This window comes from Pseudomonas sp. CFBP 13711 (assembly GCF_014842265.1).
GTDB lineage: Bacteria > Pseudomonadota > Gammaproteobacteria > Pseudomonadales > Pseudomonadaceae > Aquipseudomonas.
The window spans coordinates 156,996-173,388 of record NZ_JACYVI010000003.1 but is presented as its reverse complement, the minus strand read 5'-3'; the positions used below and the strand labels follow the sequence as shown (position 1 = coordinate 173,388).

General features: G+C 61.9%; 15 protein-coding genes. 2 read left to right on the top strand and 13 right to left on the bottom strand.

Annotated features, from left to right (window positions below):
• Positions 1–10: 10 nt before the first annotated feature.
• Positions 11–2,005, bottom strand: coding sequence for a peptidase U32 family protein (locus tag IFT47_RS07825; protein WP_192172489.1), 1,995 nt, complete (start codon positions 2,003–2,005; stop codon positions 11–13).
• Between the two features lie 122 nt (positions 2,006–2,127).
• A complete protein-coding gene (locus tag IFT47_RS07820) occupies positions 2,128–2,508 on the bottom strand; it encodes a RidA family protein (RefSeq protein WP_192172490.1) in 381 nt (126 codons plus the stop codon).
• A gap of 443 nt (positions 2,509–2,951) precedes the next feature.
• Between IFT47_RS07820 and IFT47_RS07815 the strand changes: the two genes are divergently transcribed.
• On the top strand, positions 2,952–3,809 hold the full coding sequence (locus IFT47_RS07815) for an SDR family oxidoreductase (RefSeq protein WP_192172491.1): 858 nt from the start codon (positions 2,952–2,954) through the stop codon (positions 3,807–3,809).
• 96 nt (positions 3,810–3,905) lie between these two features.
• Here IFT47_RS07815 and IFT47_RS07810 read toward each other — a convergent pair whose 3' ends face one another.
• The 11 genes from IFT47_RS07810 to IFT47_RS07760 all read right to left on the bottom strand — a co-directional run bounded on the left by IFT47_RS07810 (position 3,906) and on the right by IFT47_RS07760 (position 14,625).
• Entirely contained in the window at positions 3,906–4,745 is an 840-nt protein-coding gene (locus IFT47_RS07810; RefSeq protein WP_192172492.1) for a DUF3618 domain-containing protein, read from the bottom strand.
• Positions 4,742–5,173 (bottom strand): phage holin family protein, encoded by a 432-nt coding sequence (locus IFT47_RS07805; RefSeq protein WP_192172493.1) that lies wholly within the window; start codon positions 5,171–5,173, stop codon positions 4,742–4,744. Before IFT47_RS07805 ends, IFT47_RS07810 begins: the two co-directional genes overlap by 4 nt.
• A complete protein-coding gene (locus IFT47_RS07800) occupies positions 5,173–5,868 on the bottom strand; it encodes a hypothetical protein (protein ID WP_192172494.1) in 696 nt (231 codons plus the stop codon). Before IFT47_RS07800 ends, IFT47_RS07805 begins: the two co-directional genes overlap by 1 nt.
• A gap of 373 nt (positions 5,869–6,241) precedes the next feature.
• Positions 6,242–6,460, bottom strand: coding sequence for a PLD nuclease N-terminal domain-containing protein (locus IFT47_RS07795; protein WP_192172495.1), 219 nt, complete (start codon positions 6,458–6,460; stop codon positions 6,242–6,244).
• Between the two features lie 25 nt (positions 6,461–6,485).
• A complete protein-coding gene (locus tag IFT47_RS07790) occupies positions 6,486–7,727 on the bottom strand; it encodes a zinc-dependent alcohol dehydrogenase (protein WP_192172496.1) in 1,242 nt (413 codons plus the stop codon).
• A 302-nt stretch (positions 7,728–8,029) separates the two neighbouring features.
• A complete protein-coding gene (ligD, locus tag IFT47_RS07785) occupies positions 8,030–10,711 on the bottom strand; it encodes a DNA ligase D (RefSeq protein WP_192172497.1) in 2,682 nt (893 codons plus the stop codon).
• A gap of 230 nt (positions 10,712–10,941) precedes the next feature.
• Positions 10,942–11,184: a hypothetical protein gene (locus IFT47_RS07780; RefSeq protein WP_192172498.1), complete on the bottom strand. Its 243-nt coding sequence runs from the start codon at positions 11,182–11,184 to the stop codon at positions 10,942–10,944.
• A 134-nt stretch (positions 11,185–11,318) separates the two neighbouring features.
• Positions 11,319–11,834, bottom strand: a complete 516-nt coding sequence (locus IFT47_RS07775) for a DUF4142 domain-containing protein (protein WP_192172499.1) — start codon at positions 11,832–11,834, stop codon at positions 11,319–11,321.
• Between the two features lie 138 nt (positions 11,835–11,972).
• Positions 11,973–12,287 (bottom strand): hypothetical protein, encoded by a 315-nt coding sequence (locus tag IFT47_RS07770; protein ID WP_192172631.1) that lies wholly within the window; start codon positions 12,285–12,287, stop codon positions 11,973–11,975.
• Positions 12,287–13,228, bottom strand: coding sequence for a methyltransferase (locus IFT47_RS07765; protein ID WP_192172632.1), 942 nt, complete (start codon positions 13,226–13,228; stop codon positions 12,287–12,289). Before IFT47_RS07765 ends, IFT47_RS07770 begins: the two co-directional genes overlap by 1 nt.
• Before the next feature lie 41 nt (positions 13,229–13,269).
• Complete coding sequence (locus IFT47_RS07760) at positions 13,270–14,625, bottom strand: iron-containing redox enzyme family protein (protein ID WP_192172500.1); 1,356 nt, start codon at positions 14,623–14,625, stop codon at positions 13,270–13,272.
• A gap of 294 nt (positions 14,626–14,919) precedes the next feature.
• On the opposite strand from IFT47_RS07760, the gene IFT47_RS07755 reads away from it, so the two are divergent.
• Positions 14,920–15,870 (top strand): LysR family transcriptional regulator, encoded by a 951-nt coding sequence (locus tag IFT47_RS07755; protein WP_192172501.1) that lies wholly within the window; start codon positions 14,920–14,922, stop codon positions 15,868–15,870.
• The last annotated feature ends 523 nt before the right edge of the window (positions 15,871–16,393 follow it).

Here is a 16,393-nt window from a genome sequence, read left to right as displayed (position 1 = left end):
CAGGCCCGGATCAGTGGGGTGCGCGCGGGATGGTCTTCAGCAGGTCCGCGGGGCTGATATGCCCCACCACCTGCACGCCGCTGCCCGGATGCGGCAGACCCAGAATGTGGCCCTTGATCTTGCCGATCACGTGCATCTCGCACGGCTTGCAGTCGAACTTCAACGTCAGCACTTCATCGCCATGCACTAGCTGCATTGGCGCCACCTTGGTGCGCACGCCGGTTACGCCCTTGGCCTGCTTCGGACACAGGTTGAAGGAGAAGCGCAGGCAGTGTTTGGTGATCATCACCGGCACTTCGCCTTTCTCTTCGTGGGCCTCATACGCGGCGTCGATCAACTGCACGCCGTGACGGTGATAGAAGTGCCGCGCCTTTTCGTTGTAGACGTTGGCCAGAAACGACAGGTGCGCCTCAGGGTAAACCGGCGGCGGCGAGGTTTCCGGCTTGCGGGCACCGCGGGGGTGCGCCTGGACGCGAGCGGCGGTCAAGCTCTCGATGACCTCACGGCGCAAGGCCTTGAGTTGCGAGTTCGGAATGAAGAACGCCTGGGGCGCGTCCAGCTCGATGGCGGTCGCGTGGTATTCGGTGGTGCCGAGCTGGCCTAGGAGATCGTGCAGCTGTTCCAGTGCCTGCTCCGGTTTGTTGGCAACGCCAAACGGGCCGTTCAGCTCGACGCGGGCGCTGATGCCTTCTTCGCTGGTGGCGACCAGTTCCAGACGTTCTTCACGCAGACGCGCGACCCATGACAAACCAATGCGGCGCTCGGCCGAGGTCTTTTGCAGCGCTTGCTGCCAGTTGTGATCGAGGTTGCGGCTGAGGGGATGGTTCGGCCGCAGTTGCAGGCCCTTCGGCATCTCGTTCGGCTCGACGCGGTAGCGGTAGCGCTTCTTGCCGTCTTCTTCGAACTCGCCTTTGGGCTCGGCGATGTTGGCGCGGAAACCCACCACTTCGCGCTTGACCAGCACGTTGAGGCCGTCACCGTTGGACAGCGGCTCATGGGTGACCACCTGCAAATCACGCTTGCCGACTTTCTCGACCACGCCGACCAGCAGGCCGGTGAAGGTCGGAGAGTCGAACGCGCCGATGTCGATCTTGCGGTCGGTGACGAAGTAGTCAGTGCTGCCCCGGTGGAAGGTCTTGTCCGGGTCCGGCAGGAAGAAGTGCGCGGTGCGGCCGCTGGAGGCGCGGGCCAGGTCCGGGCGGTCTTCCAGAATCTCGTCCAGACGCTGGCGGTAGTAGGCCGTGATGTTCTTCACGTAGCCCATGTCCTTGTAGCGGCCTTCGATCTTGAATGAACGCACGCCCGCATCCACCAGTGCGCGCAGGTTGGCGCTCTGGTTGTTGTCTTTCATCGACAGCAGGTGTTTTTCGTAGGCGACGACGCGACCCTGATCGTCTTTCAACGTGTAGGGCAGGCGGCAGGCCTGGGAGCAGTCACCCCGGTTGGCACTGCGGCCGGTCTGCGCGTGGGAGATGTTGCACTGACCGGAGAAGGCCACACACAACGCGCCGTGGATGAAGAACTCGATGGCGGCATCGGTTTCGTCGGCGATGGCGCGGATCTCTTGCAGGTTCAGCTCACGGGCCAGTACCAGCTGCGAGAAGCCGGCCTGATCGAGGAAGCGTGCGCGTTCCAGCGTGCGGATGTCGGTCTGGGTGCTGGCGTGCAGCTCGATGGGCGGAATGTCCAGCTCCATCACGCCGAGGTCCTGCACGATCAGCGCGTCGACGCCTGCGTCGTAGAGCTGATGGATCAGCTTGCGCGCCGGCTCCAGCTCGTTGTCGTGAAGAATGGTGTTGATGGTGGTGAAGACCCGGGCGTGGTAACGGCGGGCGAACTCGACCAGTTGGGCGATTTCGCTGACGTCGTTGGCCGCGTTGTGGCGCGCGCCGAAGCTGGGGCCGCCGATGTAGATCGCGTCAGCGCCATGCAGAATGGCCTCGCGGGCAATGGCCACGTCGCGGGCGGGGCTGAGCAATTCCAGGTGATGTTTGGGCAGAGACATATTTTTTTAGTCGGCACGGTCACGGTCAAGGCGCGCATTGTAGCGGCGAAACGCTTGACCGGCACCCGTCTGCTGCCCGGTGGCGCCTGCCTGTTGAGCGGGGCGCCGGAAAACCCGCGGGATCAGGCCTTGGCGGCCATCGCCGTGACTTCCACGCGCATGCCTTCGACGGCCAGCGCAGCGACGCCAACCGCCGCGCGCACCGGCCAGGGCTTGGCGAAAAAGCGTTTATAGACGTCGTTGAAAGCGGCGCGATCGGCCATGTCGGTGAGGTAGATGGTCAGGTGCAACACGCGGTCCATGGAACTGCCGGCCCGCTCCAGCGCCACTTTCAGCGCCTGCAGCGTGCATTCACTCTGTTCAGCGATACTGCCCAGTTCCAGGCTGCCGTCAGCGCGCGTGGGGATCTGCGTGGACACCAGCAGACCACCGAAGCCGGCGACGTCCGAGGAAATGGAATCGGCGTCGGGATCCGGCGTGAAGGTGATGTCGTGGTTTGCCATGGGAGCTCTCTTCTACGAGTGTGTGGATGACGGGCCAGGAAACGGCCGACGCTCATGATGTCCGACTCGGAAGGGAAAGGGGAGGCCTGACGGTGTTTCGGCGGGCCATGTGGGCCTGGCTTGCGATCAATTCCTGATACCGATGTGCCAGGGGCCGGCACAAAAAAGCGAGCCGCCCTCACGTTATCTCTGACGCGAAGGCGGCTCCGGGGGGGTTGTCAAATCGGCGGATTCAACGTGATTGAAAGTAGCAGCGGTCGATTCCGTTAGCTAGCTAACATTTAGCAATTCAGTGTTGCGGATGTGGAAAGAATCGACATCGCATCGGTACTCGATGAAACCGCCTGGCAAGGCCGTTTTAAAAAACTCCGAACTCATCCCTCGCGCCTTCAGTCCACTTTTGACGCTGACCGTTTGCGTTGGACTATTTCAAGGAGAGCCCCATGACTGATTACCCGAAACCGCCGTTCAAGCCTCAGCAGCAAACAGTGCCCGGCGATCAGAGCCGAATGGAGCCATACCCGGATTGCGGCGAGACTAGCTACAAGGGCTCGGGCCGCATGAGCAACAAAATTGCGCTGATCACTGGCGGTGACAGCGGCATCGGTCGCGCAGTGGCAATTGCCTACGCTCGCGAAGGCGCCGACGTGGCGATTTCGTACCTCGACGAGCACGAAGACGCCAAGGAAACCGCACGCTGGGTGGAGGAGGCGGGCCGCCAGTGCCTGCTGCTGCCGGGCGATCTGGCCGAGAAGGCCCAGTGCCTGGCGATTGTCGACGAGACGGTGAAAAAATTTGGCCGCATCGACGTGCTGGTCAATAACGCTGCCTTTCAGATGTCCCACAAAACCCTCGAAGAAATCCCCGACGAGGAGTGGGTGAAAACCTTCGATATCAACGTCACCGCGATGTTTCGCATCTGCAAGGCCGCAGTGCCCCACATGGCCGCGGGCAGTTCGATCATCAACACCAGCTCGGTCAATTCCGATTCGCCGAAGCCGACGCTGCTGCCCTATGCCGCCACCAAAGGCGCCATCGCCAACTTCACTGCCGGCCTGGCGCAGTTGCTGGGCGAACGCGGCATTCGCGTGAACAGCGTCGCGCCCGGCCCGATCTGGACGCCGTTGATCGTGTCGACCATGACCGACGAAGACGTGAAAAGCTTCGGCGAAGAAACCCCACTTGGGCGGCCGGGTCAGCCGGTTGAAGTCTCGCCGATTTACGTGCTGCTGGGCTCCGACGAAGGCAGTTACATCTCGGGGACACGTTATGGCGTGACCGGCGGCAAGCCGATCCTCTAAGGATTGCAAACGCTGGGCACACGCGCACGGCGGGTAGTGCGCATGAAAAGGGGCTGCCAACGCAGCCCCTTTTTTCGTCCTGCGTACCCTGCGTTATCAGACCCCCTTGGCGGTGCTCTTCAGATCATCGGCCATGTTCTTGCCCGCGTCGGACACTGTTTCCCATGTCTCGCTCACCGTCGCCCTGGCTTTCTGGGTGAGGTTGTCGCTGGCCTTGCCGAACGCCTTGTTTTCTTTCTCGGTGCTCGGCAGCGCAGCACCCAGGGCCGCTCCCAGCGCGATGCCCATGGCGGCGAGCGCCAACGGCTGTTCGCGCAGCAGGTACTGGAAGGTGCCCTGTACATTTCGGCTCTGACGCAGCAGCGCTTCCTGGGCATTGCCCGCAGTGGACGACAGCGTGTCTTTCATCGCTGCCGTCTTTTCGCTGGCCTGCTGCTTCAGATCGTCCAGCGTGTGACTGGCGGATTCCCCGAACTGCCCGACCTTGTCGCTGGCTTGATGCGCCGATTCCCGTGCGTGATCCGTCGCGCCGCTGAATGATTCGCTCACGCTGTGGGCTGCACCGCTGAGCTTCTCGCCCCACTGGCCGAACATCGAAGCGCCGCTGCCGCCGGACGCGGCGCCGGGCTTTTGATTCTGGCCGAGCATCAACCAGGAAATGCCCACGGTGGTGAGCAGCATCGGCATCGGGTTGTTCCTGATTGAGGTGCCGAGGTTGCCGAAAAACTCGCCGCCGTTTTCCTTGGTGAACGTCAGTGCCTGGTCGATCAGTTGCCCGGGCGACAGTTTGCTTTCCAGGGCGTCGACGAGGTTTTCGATGTTGGCCCTGCGCGCATCAATGTTGCGCTCGATCGCGTCCGGGCTTTTCGCCAGCAGCGGATCGGGGATGTCGCGGTTCAGTTCATCTTCGGTGGCAAAGCTGCTGTCGACGCTCATGAGACTTTCCTCTGAATGGCTTCTTTGTCCTTGCTGAGCGAGTTCATCGTGCGCTCAGGGGCCAGTTGGGTGGCCTCAAGGTGTTTCTTGCCGGATTGCACCATCAGGAAGCCGACGATCATCGCCACCACGCCCACGATCAGCGCGGCCAGCCAGGGAACGAGGACCATCGCCAGCCCATAGACGGCGGCCAGCAGGAGGATCACCAGCCCCGCCAGCATGATGACCATGCCGCCGGCGAGGGCGGCGGATGCGGCTTTGGCCGTGGCGACCGAGGTGCGGATTTCGGCCTTGGCCAGCGCGAGTTCTTCGCTGATCAGCGCAGGGACTTCGTGGGCCAACTGGCGGATGATGCCGAGCGCAGATGTGTCGGTGTCGCCGTTGTGGATGCCGGTGCTGCGTGGGGGAAGTTCAGAATTAATCGACATCAGAATTCTCCCCGGGAAGCAGGCTTGTCAGGCGCGGGCGTTGACGTGTGCGCAGGGCTCGACGCGGTGCCGGGGTCTGCGTTGAAGCTGCCCAGTTCGGCGCCCGATTGCTGTATGCCGCCACCGTCGTCGAGATCCGTGGTGGCTGCGCCTTGGGCGGTGGGGTTGCGCGGGGCCAGTGGGTCCGGCGTCTGGATCGGCACTCCTCGGGAGGTATCCGCTTCGTACGGGTGACGAGCGCTCAGGCCTTCGTTCTGGCCTGCCTTGAAGCCGCTCTCGCTGTCGCCCGAGGGGTACTGCGGCGAGTCAGGGGCGGATGACGATGGGGACGAGGTTGAGGCGTTCAGGTCCGGACTGCTGGCGCGCAGGAACCGCGACAGCCCGAAGCCCACCGCGACACTGCCCGTCACGAACAGCGCAGGGTTTTCCCGCGCCAGACGGCCGGCCTGGTGCAGCATCTCCTCGGCGCTTTTGCCGCGCATGCTGGTCGCAAACGCGCTCAGGCTCTCGGCGATGTCGCTGATGTAATGGGAGATGCCCAGGGTGTCCTTGTCCTGTAACTCTTCAGCCGCAGCGCTCGCTGTTTTGGCCAGGTTTTCGATCTGCTCGGCGGCGCTGTCGCGGTAACTGCCGAACTGCTCGGTGCCGTGCTCGCGGGCCGTGCTCGCGGGCCGTGCCGAGCAGGTCTTTCGCATTATCGTGCAGAGTGTGCAGCGCCTCGCCGGGAGACGCGGGGCGCGCTTGGGCGCCTGCGGTGTCTTCGCTGAATGTAGGCATTTGATCATCATCCTCAAATCAATCGGGACATCATTCGGGGCAAAGGCACACTCAGGGACGGGCGCACCTGGCCATCTCACGCGGCAGCGAATCTGCACGCTGTGTAAGGGTGGAGGGGCCTAGGGAAGCGGGAGTTCGGGGTCGAAGACGGACGGTCGAGCAGTTGATCCGAACGCTGGAAAGGCGGGGCCAGGATCGATCTGTTCGGGCGTGAATTGATTCAAACGAGGGGATGTGAGGGCAGCATCGGCGCGCGCTCATTGCAACCGCGCGCCGTAAAACGGGCCTGTCTCAGCCCTTGCTGTGCGCCTTGGACGTGGGTGCTTCGGCGATACCTCGCGGGCCGGCGATGCCCCAGATGGCGACACCGATGACAGGGAAGATGAAGATCAGCACCGCCCAACCGATCTTGGTGCCGGACGACTTGGTGCTGCGCCAGACACTGGCGATGGCCCATACGTCGACCAGAAGGATGATCACCGCCAGGGCGATCGAGAAGAGCGTTTCCATATCGTTGTCCTTGGTGCGCGTGCCATCACATGGCGGGGATGCCGGTGACGGTTCCGGTTTGGGTCACGGTTTCGGTTTCGGTCAGAGGGATTTCAGGGCTGCCCGGTGTCAGGATGACCTTGCGGCAGTCTTCCTGTTTCTTGTCGAAAATCTTGTAGCCTTCGGCGGCCTGCTCCAGCGACATTCGGTGGCTGATGATCGCCTCGGGGGCAAGGCGGCCGGCCTCAATGTGCTCGAGCAGTTCCGGCAGGTAGCGCTGCACGTGGGTCTGGCCCATTTTAAAAGTCAGGCCCTTGTCGAACGCATCGCCGAACAGGAAACCGTGGATGAAGCCGGCGTACACACCGGGCACGCTGACCACGCCGCCACGGCGTACTGCTGCGATGCACTGGCGCAAGGCCTTGCCGCTGCTGCCTTCCATTTTCAGGTTGGTCAGAATGGTTTCGGTGGTGCTGCCTTTGGCTTCGAAACCCACCGCATCCACCACGCCGTCGACGCCGCGCATGCCCTTGGTCTGACGAATGATGGTGTCGGCCGGATCGTCGTCTTCATCGAAGTTGATCGGGATCACGCCGTAGGTCGCCTGGGCGTATGCCAGCCGGTAAGCGTGGTGGTCGACCATGAAAATCTGATCGGCGCCGAGCATCCGGGCCACGGCCGCAGCCATCAGCCCTACGGGTCCTGCGCCGTAGATGGCGATGCTCGAACCCTGGCCGATGCCGGTGTTCAGGACCGCCTGATAGCCGGTGGGCAGGATGTCGGAGAGGAACAGCACTTTCTCGTCCGACAGCGTGCCGGGGACTTTGAACGGGCCGGTGTTGGCTTTGGGCACGCGCACATATTCGGCCTGGCCGCCGGGGATGCCGCCGTACAAGTGGCTGAAGCCAAACAGCGCCGCCCCCGGTGGAATGGCCTTCTTGTTCATGATCGCGCCGCGACCGGTGTTGGTGGTTTCACAGGCGGCGTACAGGTCCAGGTTGCAGAAGAAGCATTCGCCGCAGGCAATGACGAAGGGGATCACGACCCGGTCGCCGCGCTGCACGGCGGTCACGGCTGAGCCGGTGTCTTCAACGATGCCCATGAATTCGTGGCCGAAGATATCGCCGTGTTCAACGGTGGGAATTTTGCCGCGATACAGGTGCAGGTCGGAGCCGCAGATCGCCGTGGCGGTCACGCGCAGGATGATGTCGTCAGCTTGTTCGAGGACCGGATCGGCGACGGTGTCGACTTTGACGTCATGGGCGCCGTGGTAGGTAAGTGCTCTCATTGTGATTTTTCTCCGCGATTAATTAGGGGCAACTAAGTAGCGGAGCAGGCGGCGAGGGGTTTAGTTCAGGACTTTGCAGCGGTGGGGGATTAGCGGTGCGTGCGGGGCCACTATGTGATCGCGGTGCCACTGGTGAAACGCGTTGCTTTAGTGGGATCGGCTTCAGCCGGGAAGAGGCCAGTGGGTGCACCCTCAATTCTGCGGTGTGACAACCGACGCCTTCCCGGCTAAAGCCGGTCCTACCATGAGCACGCGGTCCCACTATGGGATCGCGGCCTCACAACGGCGTGCGCACGGCGGGGCTATTTGAGGCCAACCCGCTTGCGCATCTCCGCCGTGATGGTCTGCCGGGTTTTGCTCAGGTCCGCCCACGGGTCGCTGTCGAGTTCGGCAAGGCGTTCGTGGACGGTGTTGATGTCCCAGGCGTTGGCGCCTTTGATCTCCAGCAGCTCTTCGCGATGGATCGGCACCGACACCGGCAGGCCTTCCCGGGTGCGCACCGAGTAGGCGCAAATGGTGGTGGCGCCGAGGCCGTTGCGCAGGTAATCGATGAAGATCTTGCCAATCCGGTTCTTCGGCCCCGACACCGCCGAAAACCGCTCCGGCAGCAGCCTGGCGATGTGCTTGACGATGGCGTGGCTGAACTCCTTCACGGCGTCCCAGTCGGCTTTCGGCGTCAGCGGCACGACCACATGAATGCCCTTGCCGCCGCTGGTTTTCAGAAACGATTTGAGCCCCAGTTCATCCAGCACGGCGAGGGTCAGTTGCGTGGCTTCCACCATGGTTTTCCAGGGCAGCGCCGGGTCAGGGTCGAGGTCGAGAATGAAACGGTCCGGCCGCTCCAGATTCTTGGCAACGGCGTTCCAGGTGTGCAGCTCCATGGCGCTCATCTGCACCGCACCGATCAGCGCCTCGATGTTGTTGATCAGCATCACGGGGTGGCCGGTGTATTCCTTGCCCATGGTCTCGATGCCGGGGATGGCCAGGCGGTCGGCGTTTTTCTGGAAGAACAGCTCGCCGCCGATGCCCTCGGGCGCACGCACCAGCGCCACGGGGCGTTGGGCCAGTTGCGGCAGGAGCCACTCGGAAATACGGATGTAGTAATCGGCGAGATCACGCTTGGTCGCGCCGCTGGTAGGGTCGATCACCCGCTCGGGGTGGGTCAGGCGGATCTTGCCCGTTGTGGCGTCGGTTGGGGCTGCTGATCCAGGCCGGCTTTCTTCGGACTTGGCCGCCCTGGATGCTGTTGCGCGTTTGCGCGCTGGCTTTGGCTTCTCTTCTGGCTCTTCTGGCTCCGACTCTGGCTCGGAGGTTTGCTCGGCAGAAACTGCCGGAGCCGGAAGCTCTTCGGTGATCGATTCGGCAGGCTTGTCGGTGCGCAGGCCATGGAACACTGCGTGCCGCACCGATCCCTCTTTGGTGATCTCGGCGAAGGCCACTTCAGCCAGCAGCACCGGTTTCAGCCAGTGCACGCCTTTGGCTTCAAAGCCGGTGGGCGGATTGACCACCGCAGCCTTCTTCCCGTGGAGCGGGGTCAACTGGTCGTAGATCGTGCCCAATGTCGCTTCGTTGAAACCGGTGCCCACCTTGCCGGCGTACTTCAATTCACCGCTGTCGGCATCGTGCAGACCCAGCAGCAACGCGCCGAATTTGCTGCGCGCGCCCTTCGGATCGGTGTAGCCCACGACGATGAATTCCTGGCGGCGTTTGCACTTGAGCTTGATCCAGTCGCCGCTGCGGCGTGACACGTAGGGGCTGCCGGCGCGCTTGCCGATCAGGCCTTCCATCTTCATCTGGCAGGCGCTGTTAAGCAGGACTTCCGGCACTTCGGCGAAGTCTTCGGAGTACCTGAGCACCTCGTCGTCGGTGCGTTCGAGCGCCTTGGACAGCGCGGTGCGTCGCTGCTCCACCGGCACTTCCCGCAGGTCCATGCCGTTCAGGAAAGGCATGTCGAACAGGTAGTAAATTATGTTGCTGCTGCGGCCGGCCTCGAAGGCGTTCTGCAGGGCCTGGAAGTCAGGCACGCCGTCGTCGTTGGCGACGACCATCTCGCCGTCGAGCCAGGCCGACTCAAGGCCCAGCCCGGCGATGGCTTCGGCCTGGCGCGGCAGTTTATGGGTCCAGTCATGGCCGTTGCGGGTGAACAGCTGCACCTTGCCGTCGGCGACCCGCGCCATGACCCGGTAGCCATCGAATTTGATCTCGTAGCGCCAGTCGCCTTCGGGGGCGGACTCCACCAGCGTGGCCAGTTCCGGCTTGATGAGGTCCGGGATCTCTGCAGGTTCAGCGCCCACCAGCTGCGCCTTGGCGGATTTCTTGCGCGGGGCAGGGACCTTCTCTACGGGCTTCGGCTGTTCAGGCCGGGGCTTTGCCGACCTGGACGCGGTCGACTTGCCGCCACGTTTTTTCGGGATCAGGGTGCGCTCGCTGAGCACGCTGTCGGGCAGCGCCTTGACCACGTCGTAGTCGGTTTCCGGTCGGGCGAACTCGTCCTGATGCTTGATCAGAAACCACTGTTCCTGCTTGCCGGGAATGTGCGTCTTGACCAGGTTCCACACGCCGCCGAGCTTCTCGCCCTGCAATTCAAATTTGAGTTTGCCCTTGGCGTAGGCGTCGGCGGGGTCGGAGAGGGGCGTCCACACGCCGCGGTCCCAGACGATGACGTCGCCTGCACCGTAATGCCCTTCGGGAATGCTGCCCTCGAAGGTGGCGTATTCGACGGGGTGGTCTTCCACATGGACCGCCAGGCGCTTGGCTTTGGGGTCCAGCGAAGGGCCCTTGGGCACGGCCCAGCTTTTCAGGCTGCCATCGATTTCGAGGCGGAAGTCGTAATGCAGGCGGGAGGCATCATGCTTCTGGATGCAGAACTGAAGGGCGTGCGCTGACTTTTTGCTCGAAGTGCGTTTCTTCTTCGTGCTGCCTGAGGGCTCAGGCGTCGCGTCGAAATCTCGCTTGCGGTTGTATTCGTCCAGTCCGGCGCTCATGGAAATCCCTCACCCTGCGGCATGTGTCTGTTAAACGCAGAGTTCGCGGCGAGGGCGGAGTTCCAGAGTGGGAGCGATCGTCTCCCTACACCCGCAAACATGATGGCGCCTGGACGGGCCTCTTCCCGGCTAAAGCCGGTCCCGCTAAAGGATCGCGTTTCCATAGTAGGACTGGCTTCAGCCGGGAAGGCGTCGGCCCAGACACTGCAAGATCACGATAGCGGAGCAGGTCAAACAGCCCCACGCTGCTCGGTCGCTTCGGCCAGCATCGCCAGGGTCTGCTCCATGTCGACGATGGAGGCCTCCAGCGTGGCGAAGCACTGGGCGATGCTCTGCTTGTCGTCCACCGTCTGGTGCCCGGTCAGCTCGGTGACCTCGGACAGCTCAAGGCGGAACAGTTCGTTCACGCTGCCGCGAAGTTCGTTGAGTTGGTTGAGGACAACAGCCATTTGATTGCGGGTTGCATTGCTCATGTCGGGCCTCACGTACTAAGGGGCGGGCGTATGTCCCATGAAGACACTCTGGCACATGTGAAAAAGGCAGGGTGTTTAAACCCTGCCTCTCTCAACTAAATGTTCGAATCAGCCCTTAACAGGCACCGTCCGAATTATTTGGCAGCGTCACCGCCATGTGCTTTGGCCAGGGCCTTGGCGTGGGTCAGGTGCTCTTCCAGCTTAGGCAGAGTCGCCGTCGCGAACGCTTTCAGATCAGCGTCCTTACCTTCAGCGGCTTCTTTCTTGAACAGCTCAATGGTTTGTTCGTGGGCAACCACCTGGTTGTTCGCATACGCCTGATCGAACGACTTCGAGCTGCGCAATTCCAGGATCATCGCTTTCGCTTTGTCCATCAGCATGGCGTTGTCAGAGACTTCCAGCTTTTTGGTATCAGCGATGCCTTTGAGTTTGGTGTTGGCGGCGGTGTGGTCTTTCACCATCATTTCCGCGAACGCTTTTACATCCGCAGAACTGCCTTTTTCCAGCGCGAGTTTGCCGGCTTCGACTTCAGCCACACCTTTGGCGGATGCATCTTCAACGAAGTCGTCATTGTCCTGGGCAGCGAAAGCGCCTTGGCTACCGATGGCCATCAACAATGCGAGTGCGGAAGTCTGAATGAGATTTGCCATAGTGAAGTTCCTCTTCTGTCCTTGACGTGGCTTGAGTGCCCGTACTTATTCCGACGCAATAAACGCGTTAATCGTTCAGAGAATTTGATAACGAGCCGCTGTCAGGTCATGTGTTGCAAGTCTGGCGTCAGCAGCCGCTCACTGTTGCAGTGACTCGAACCAGTTCCGATAGGGCGTATTCACAGCCTTGTAGCGATTGAAATCTGCCGCGCCGTCCGACCACCACACCGGACCGCGCTCACCCAGTGCAATCTTCGCCGCGTTGACCGAAGCACGGGCCGCCTTGAGCGCGTCTGCATCATCGGCGCGCTTGGCGACTTTGACCGCTTGGCGGGCCTTCATCAGCGCGTTGACCCACTGCTGCCGCTCTTCTTCGCCAAGGGCGGGGTTGCTGCAGCGCCACAGTTGGCCCTTGACCACGAAATAGCGGCCATCCGGCGTGGTCGGATAGATCACTGGATCCGCGTCACCGTCAGCACCACGGCGGCAATGCGGTCAGCGTCCTGATAGGTCTCGGTTTCCAGTTCTTCACCGAACACGTCAGGGTCCATCTCGCGATAGGACCAGGCGAGGTCAGGACGGTCGACAAGCTTGCGCGCCTGCTCAAGGAAGAGGTCAACGCCGTCCACCGAGGGAGCGCCGGTGTACAACAAGACGCTGCCGCCCGGGGCCAGTCGCTCAATGGCTTGGGCCAGAATGCGCACCGAAAGCTCCGAACCCAGCTGATCGCCACCGTGGCGGTAGGCGCGTTCCTGACTGTCTTTCATGTAAGGAGGGTTGGCGACGATCAAGTCAAACTCGCCCGTGGTGCCCGCCAGAATGTCGCTGTGGTAGGCGACCACGTTGTCGGCCTTGGCCAGCGACGCGTTGACCGCGGTAAAGCGCAACGCAGTGGGGTTGATGTCCACGGCCAGCACGCTGGCATCCCGACGGGCACGGCCGATCAAAATCGCGCCGACGCCACTGCCGCAGCCGATGTCGACGGCGGTGCGGATCGGGTGCGTCGAGGTGCGCAAATGCTCCTCGATGGCCTGGGCGAAGCGATAGGTGTCGGGTCCGAAGAACACCGAATCGTGGGCCACGGTGGGGAAGGCGGAGTGGACGAACAGCAAATCGTCGAGGCTCGACCAACGCACGTCGCTGACCCACAGGCCGGCATGGGCACGCAGTACACCGGCGGCGAGCAAAGTTTCGAGCTCGGCTTCGTCCAGCAGGCCGGTTTCGAAAGGGCGGCTCCAGCCGAAAACGTCGCGAAGGCTACGGGCTTTACGGTTCTGCTCACGTCCGTTGACGCGCTGATGGGTCAGCGGTGTGACCGTCATGAAACGATAGTGATCAGCCTGCAGGCGTTGGCCCAACTGCAGCAGCGCGAGGTCGTGGCTTTCGTCGGTCATTTCCGGGGTATCGAATGTCGGCTCGAGCAATGTCTGCTGGTTCATCGTGTCAGGCTTCCTTGCGCCAACTGGCGGGCATAGATTCGGGTGGCTGCCAGACCTTCCGGCGTTGGATGGGAATCGGGAGCGATCAGCTCAACCAGTTTCTCCAGCGGCAGGGAAGGGGCGTTGCGCGGCTGTGCGACGTCGTTTGCGGCCACGTGGCGGCGACGAAAGCGAGTGCGGAACGGGTTGCTCTGCTCGGAGGCCTGCCAGTCACCGGCGATCCAGTCCTTCAGCAGTTGCATTTCATAACCGCTGAACACGCCGAACATCACCGCGCCGGGGCCGTCGATCAGTTGCCAGAAGCGGCTGTCCTGCGGGTCTTGATTGCGCTTGATCCAGCCGCGATCTTCCAGCGCACTCAGCAACTGACGGCTCTGGCCAGGAGTGGCGAGCCAGTCATTGATCGTGCGACCTTCGAGGCGGCAATAGTCCGAATGCATGTGCTGGCCGAAGGTGCTTTTGGTCTCCAGCATCGAGACCACTTCTTCTTCCAGATCGAACGCGCGGACGATGTCGGTCGAACCAATGCCCAGATCATTGAGCAGGTAGCCTGCGCGCAGACGCTGAAGAAATTCATCCTTGCTGTCGTCGTTCGGCAACAGATCCAGTACGGCCTCTACCGCCTTGTGGGCGTGGCCCGAGCTGGCGTTGTCGATGGTCACGTGCAGGGTGAAGTAATACGGGTCGATGCCCAGCTCACTCAGCTCGAAGGCGGTGATCAGCAGGTGCAGCGGCAGTTGTTCGTAGCCGAGGTTGTAGCCCAGCACTTCTGGCAGGAACTCGTCGCTCAAGTGGCCGAGACCCAGTTGAATGGCGCCCTGCAAATACAACGAGTCGTCCAGCTGCGCGATGGGTGCGCAGTCGTGTTCGGTGAGCAGGTTGCGGTACAGCACCACGTGGTTCAGTGCAGGCTCACCGTCGCCCAGCTCTTCGAGGTAGGTGCGGATCAGGCCGTGATAGCGCCAGTCATTGGCATGCTTCACCGTGCCGTACAGCCAGGCGCCGTCCACCAGCTTGCTCGGTGCAACGCTTTGCAGGAAGAACAGGGCGTGGGCTTTATTGGTGAAGAACTTGCGGGGCCCGCCGGCGCGGCGTTCCTCCAGATAGACGCGATATTGCTCGGCCACTGAATGACTGTTATTGGCCACCCATGCCGAGAGATCATTCAGATCAGCAGGCAGGTTGGACGGCAGCGTCTTCGCGACCTCCAGTTGCTCCTGGAGGAACTCACGGGCGTTGTCCCGCTCGGCTTCCACCTGTCCGCGCAGCAGACGGGAGTACAGCGAGTGGTGGGCGCCGCTGGATAAATGCGCCGTGGCAGAACGCTCGGAAAGAAGCTGTAAAGAGGTCATGGGTAGCCTGCTGACTTTTCTTGATATGTAGGTTCAGAGGGAGGGGGTTCGCGAAAATTCCATCGAGTTGCAGGGCAGTCGATGATCGACACCCGTGGCGGATGAATGGCCGGGATCTGTACTCAAATGACGATCACTGGAGTCAGGATCGTACAAGGACGGGCACCGGCGCCGAGGGTCGGGTAGACGACCTCGCGCCGTTTTCGCCTCACCGTGTAGACTTCGGCCACTCGCGAACTCGCTGCCTCGCTGGTTGCGCGCTGTCTTCATTAACCCCGTGGTAAGGCTCTGTTTATGGATCTGCGTCAACTGGAAGCATTTGCGGCGGTGATGTCCGCAGGGAGTGTCACCGCCGCTGGCAAGATGCTGGGCCGCTCGCAGCCTTCGGTCACGCGGGTCATTCAGGAGCTGGAGCAGGAACTGGGGTTCGCGTTGTTCGAGCGCAGCGGCCCGAAAGTCACGCCGACCCACAAGGCGTTCATGATGTACGGCGAGGTGGAGAGCGCGCTGCTGGGCATCCGCAACATTCGCCAGCGCGCGGCGCATATCGCCCAGGAGGAAAACCATCAGATCAAACTGGTGGCGATTTCAGCGCTGGCGGCGGGGCTGCTGCCCGCTGCGCTGGCGCGTTTGCCCGAGCATCTGCGGCCGCAGCAGGTACAACTGCAAAGCATGTCGCCGGAGAACGTGGTTCAGGCGGTGTTATCCAAGACCATGGACCTGGGCGCGGTCAGCCTGCCGCTGGAGCATCGCGGCCTGGACATCCACTGGATCGGCGAAGCGCCCTGTGTGGCAGTGCTTCGGGCGGATTCCGAGCTGGCGCGTCATGACGTGTTGTCGATGGAGCTGCTGTCTCAGCAAACGCTGGTGACTATGGCCAACCCCTACCGCTTTCGCCGACGCATCGACAGGGCCTTTGCCGATGCAGGAGGTGGAACGCCGCGCATGCTCGACACCAATACCTCGCTGATCGCCATGCAGATGGCCCGGGCCGGGCTGGGCATCGCGCTGGTGGACCCGTTTACCGCGATGGGTGTTCCGGTGGAGGGTGTGGTGGTGCGGCCCATCGCTTGCAACATTCCCTTCTTCTTCGGCCTGATTTCCGCGTTTGCCCACCCGCTGTCGGATGTTGCCCAGGCACTGATCGAGGAAATCGCCCGCTCGGCCAGACAACTGCTGCCCGACATGCTCATGCACGAGGCCAGTGCACACGATGCGCTGCTGCAGAGCATTTATGCGGAATAGATGAGCCACAGGGGAATCTCGGCCGCGCCCCAGGTGCGGCGGCTGGAAGGCTTTTTTTGGGATTGGCTTTAGCCGGGAAGGGTGCGTTGTTGGCGCTATGAATGTGTCGGGTCTCCTGGCCTCTTCCCGGCTGAAGCCGGTCCTACAATTTTGCGTTCTGCGCATCAATTTGCAGCGACGCAAAACCCTAGTGGGAACGGCTTTAGCCGGGAAGGGTGCGTTGTTGGCGCTACAGATGCGGCGGATGTATTGGCCTCTTCCCGGCTGAAGCCGGTCCCACAATTCCGCGCTCGGCGCATCAATCTGCAGCGACACAAAACCCTAGTGGGACCGGCTCTAGCCGGGAAGGTGGCATAGCTGACATTCATCCCGCGTTTTAGCTATATCGATATGCTTTTTTGCGCGTTGCGAGAATAAGGAGCGGCTTTTAGTATTCGGATTAAGCATTCAAAGCATCCATGAATTCATTATTCGACAGTTTTGGAACGTTTCTTGAATTCAACATCAAGCATCACCCGATCGA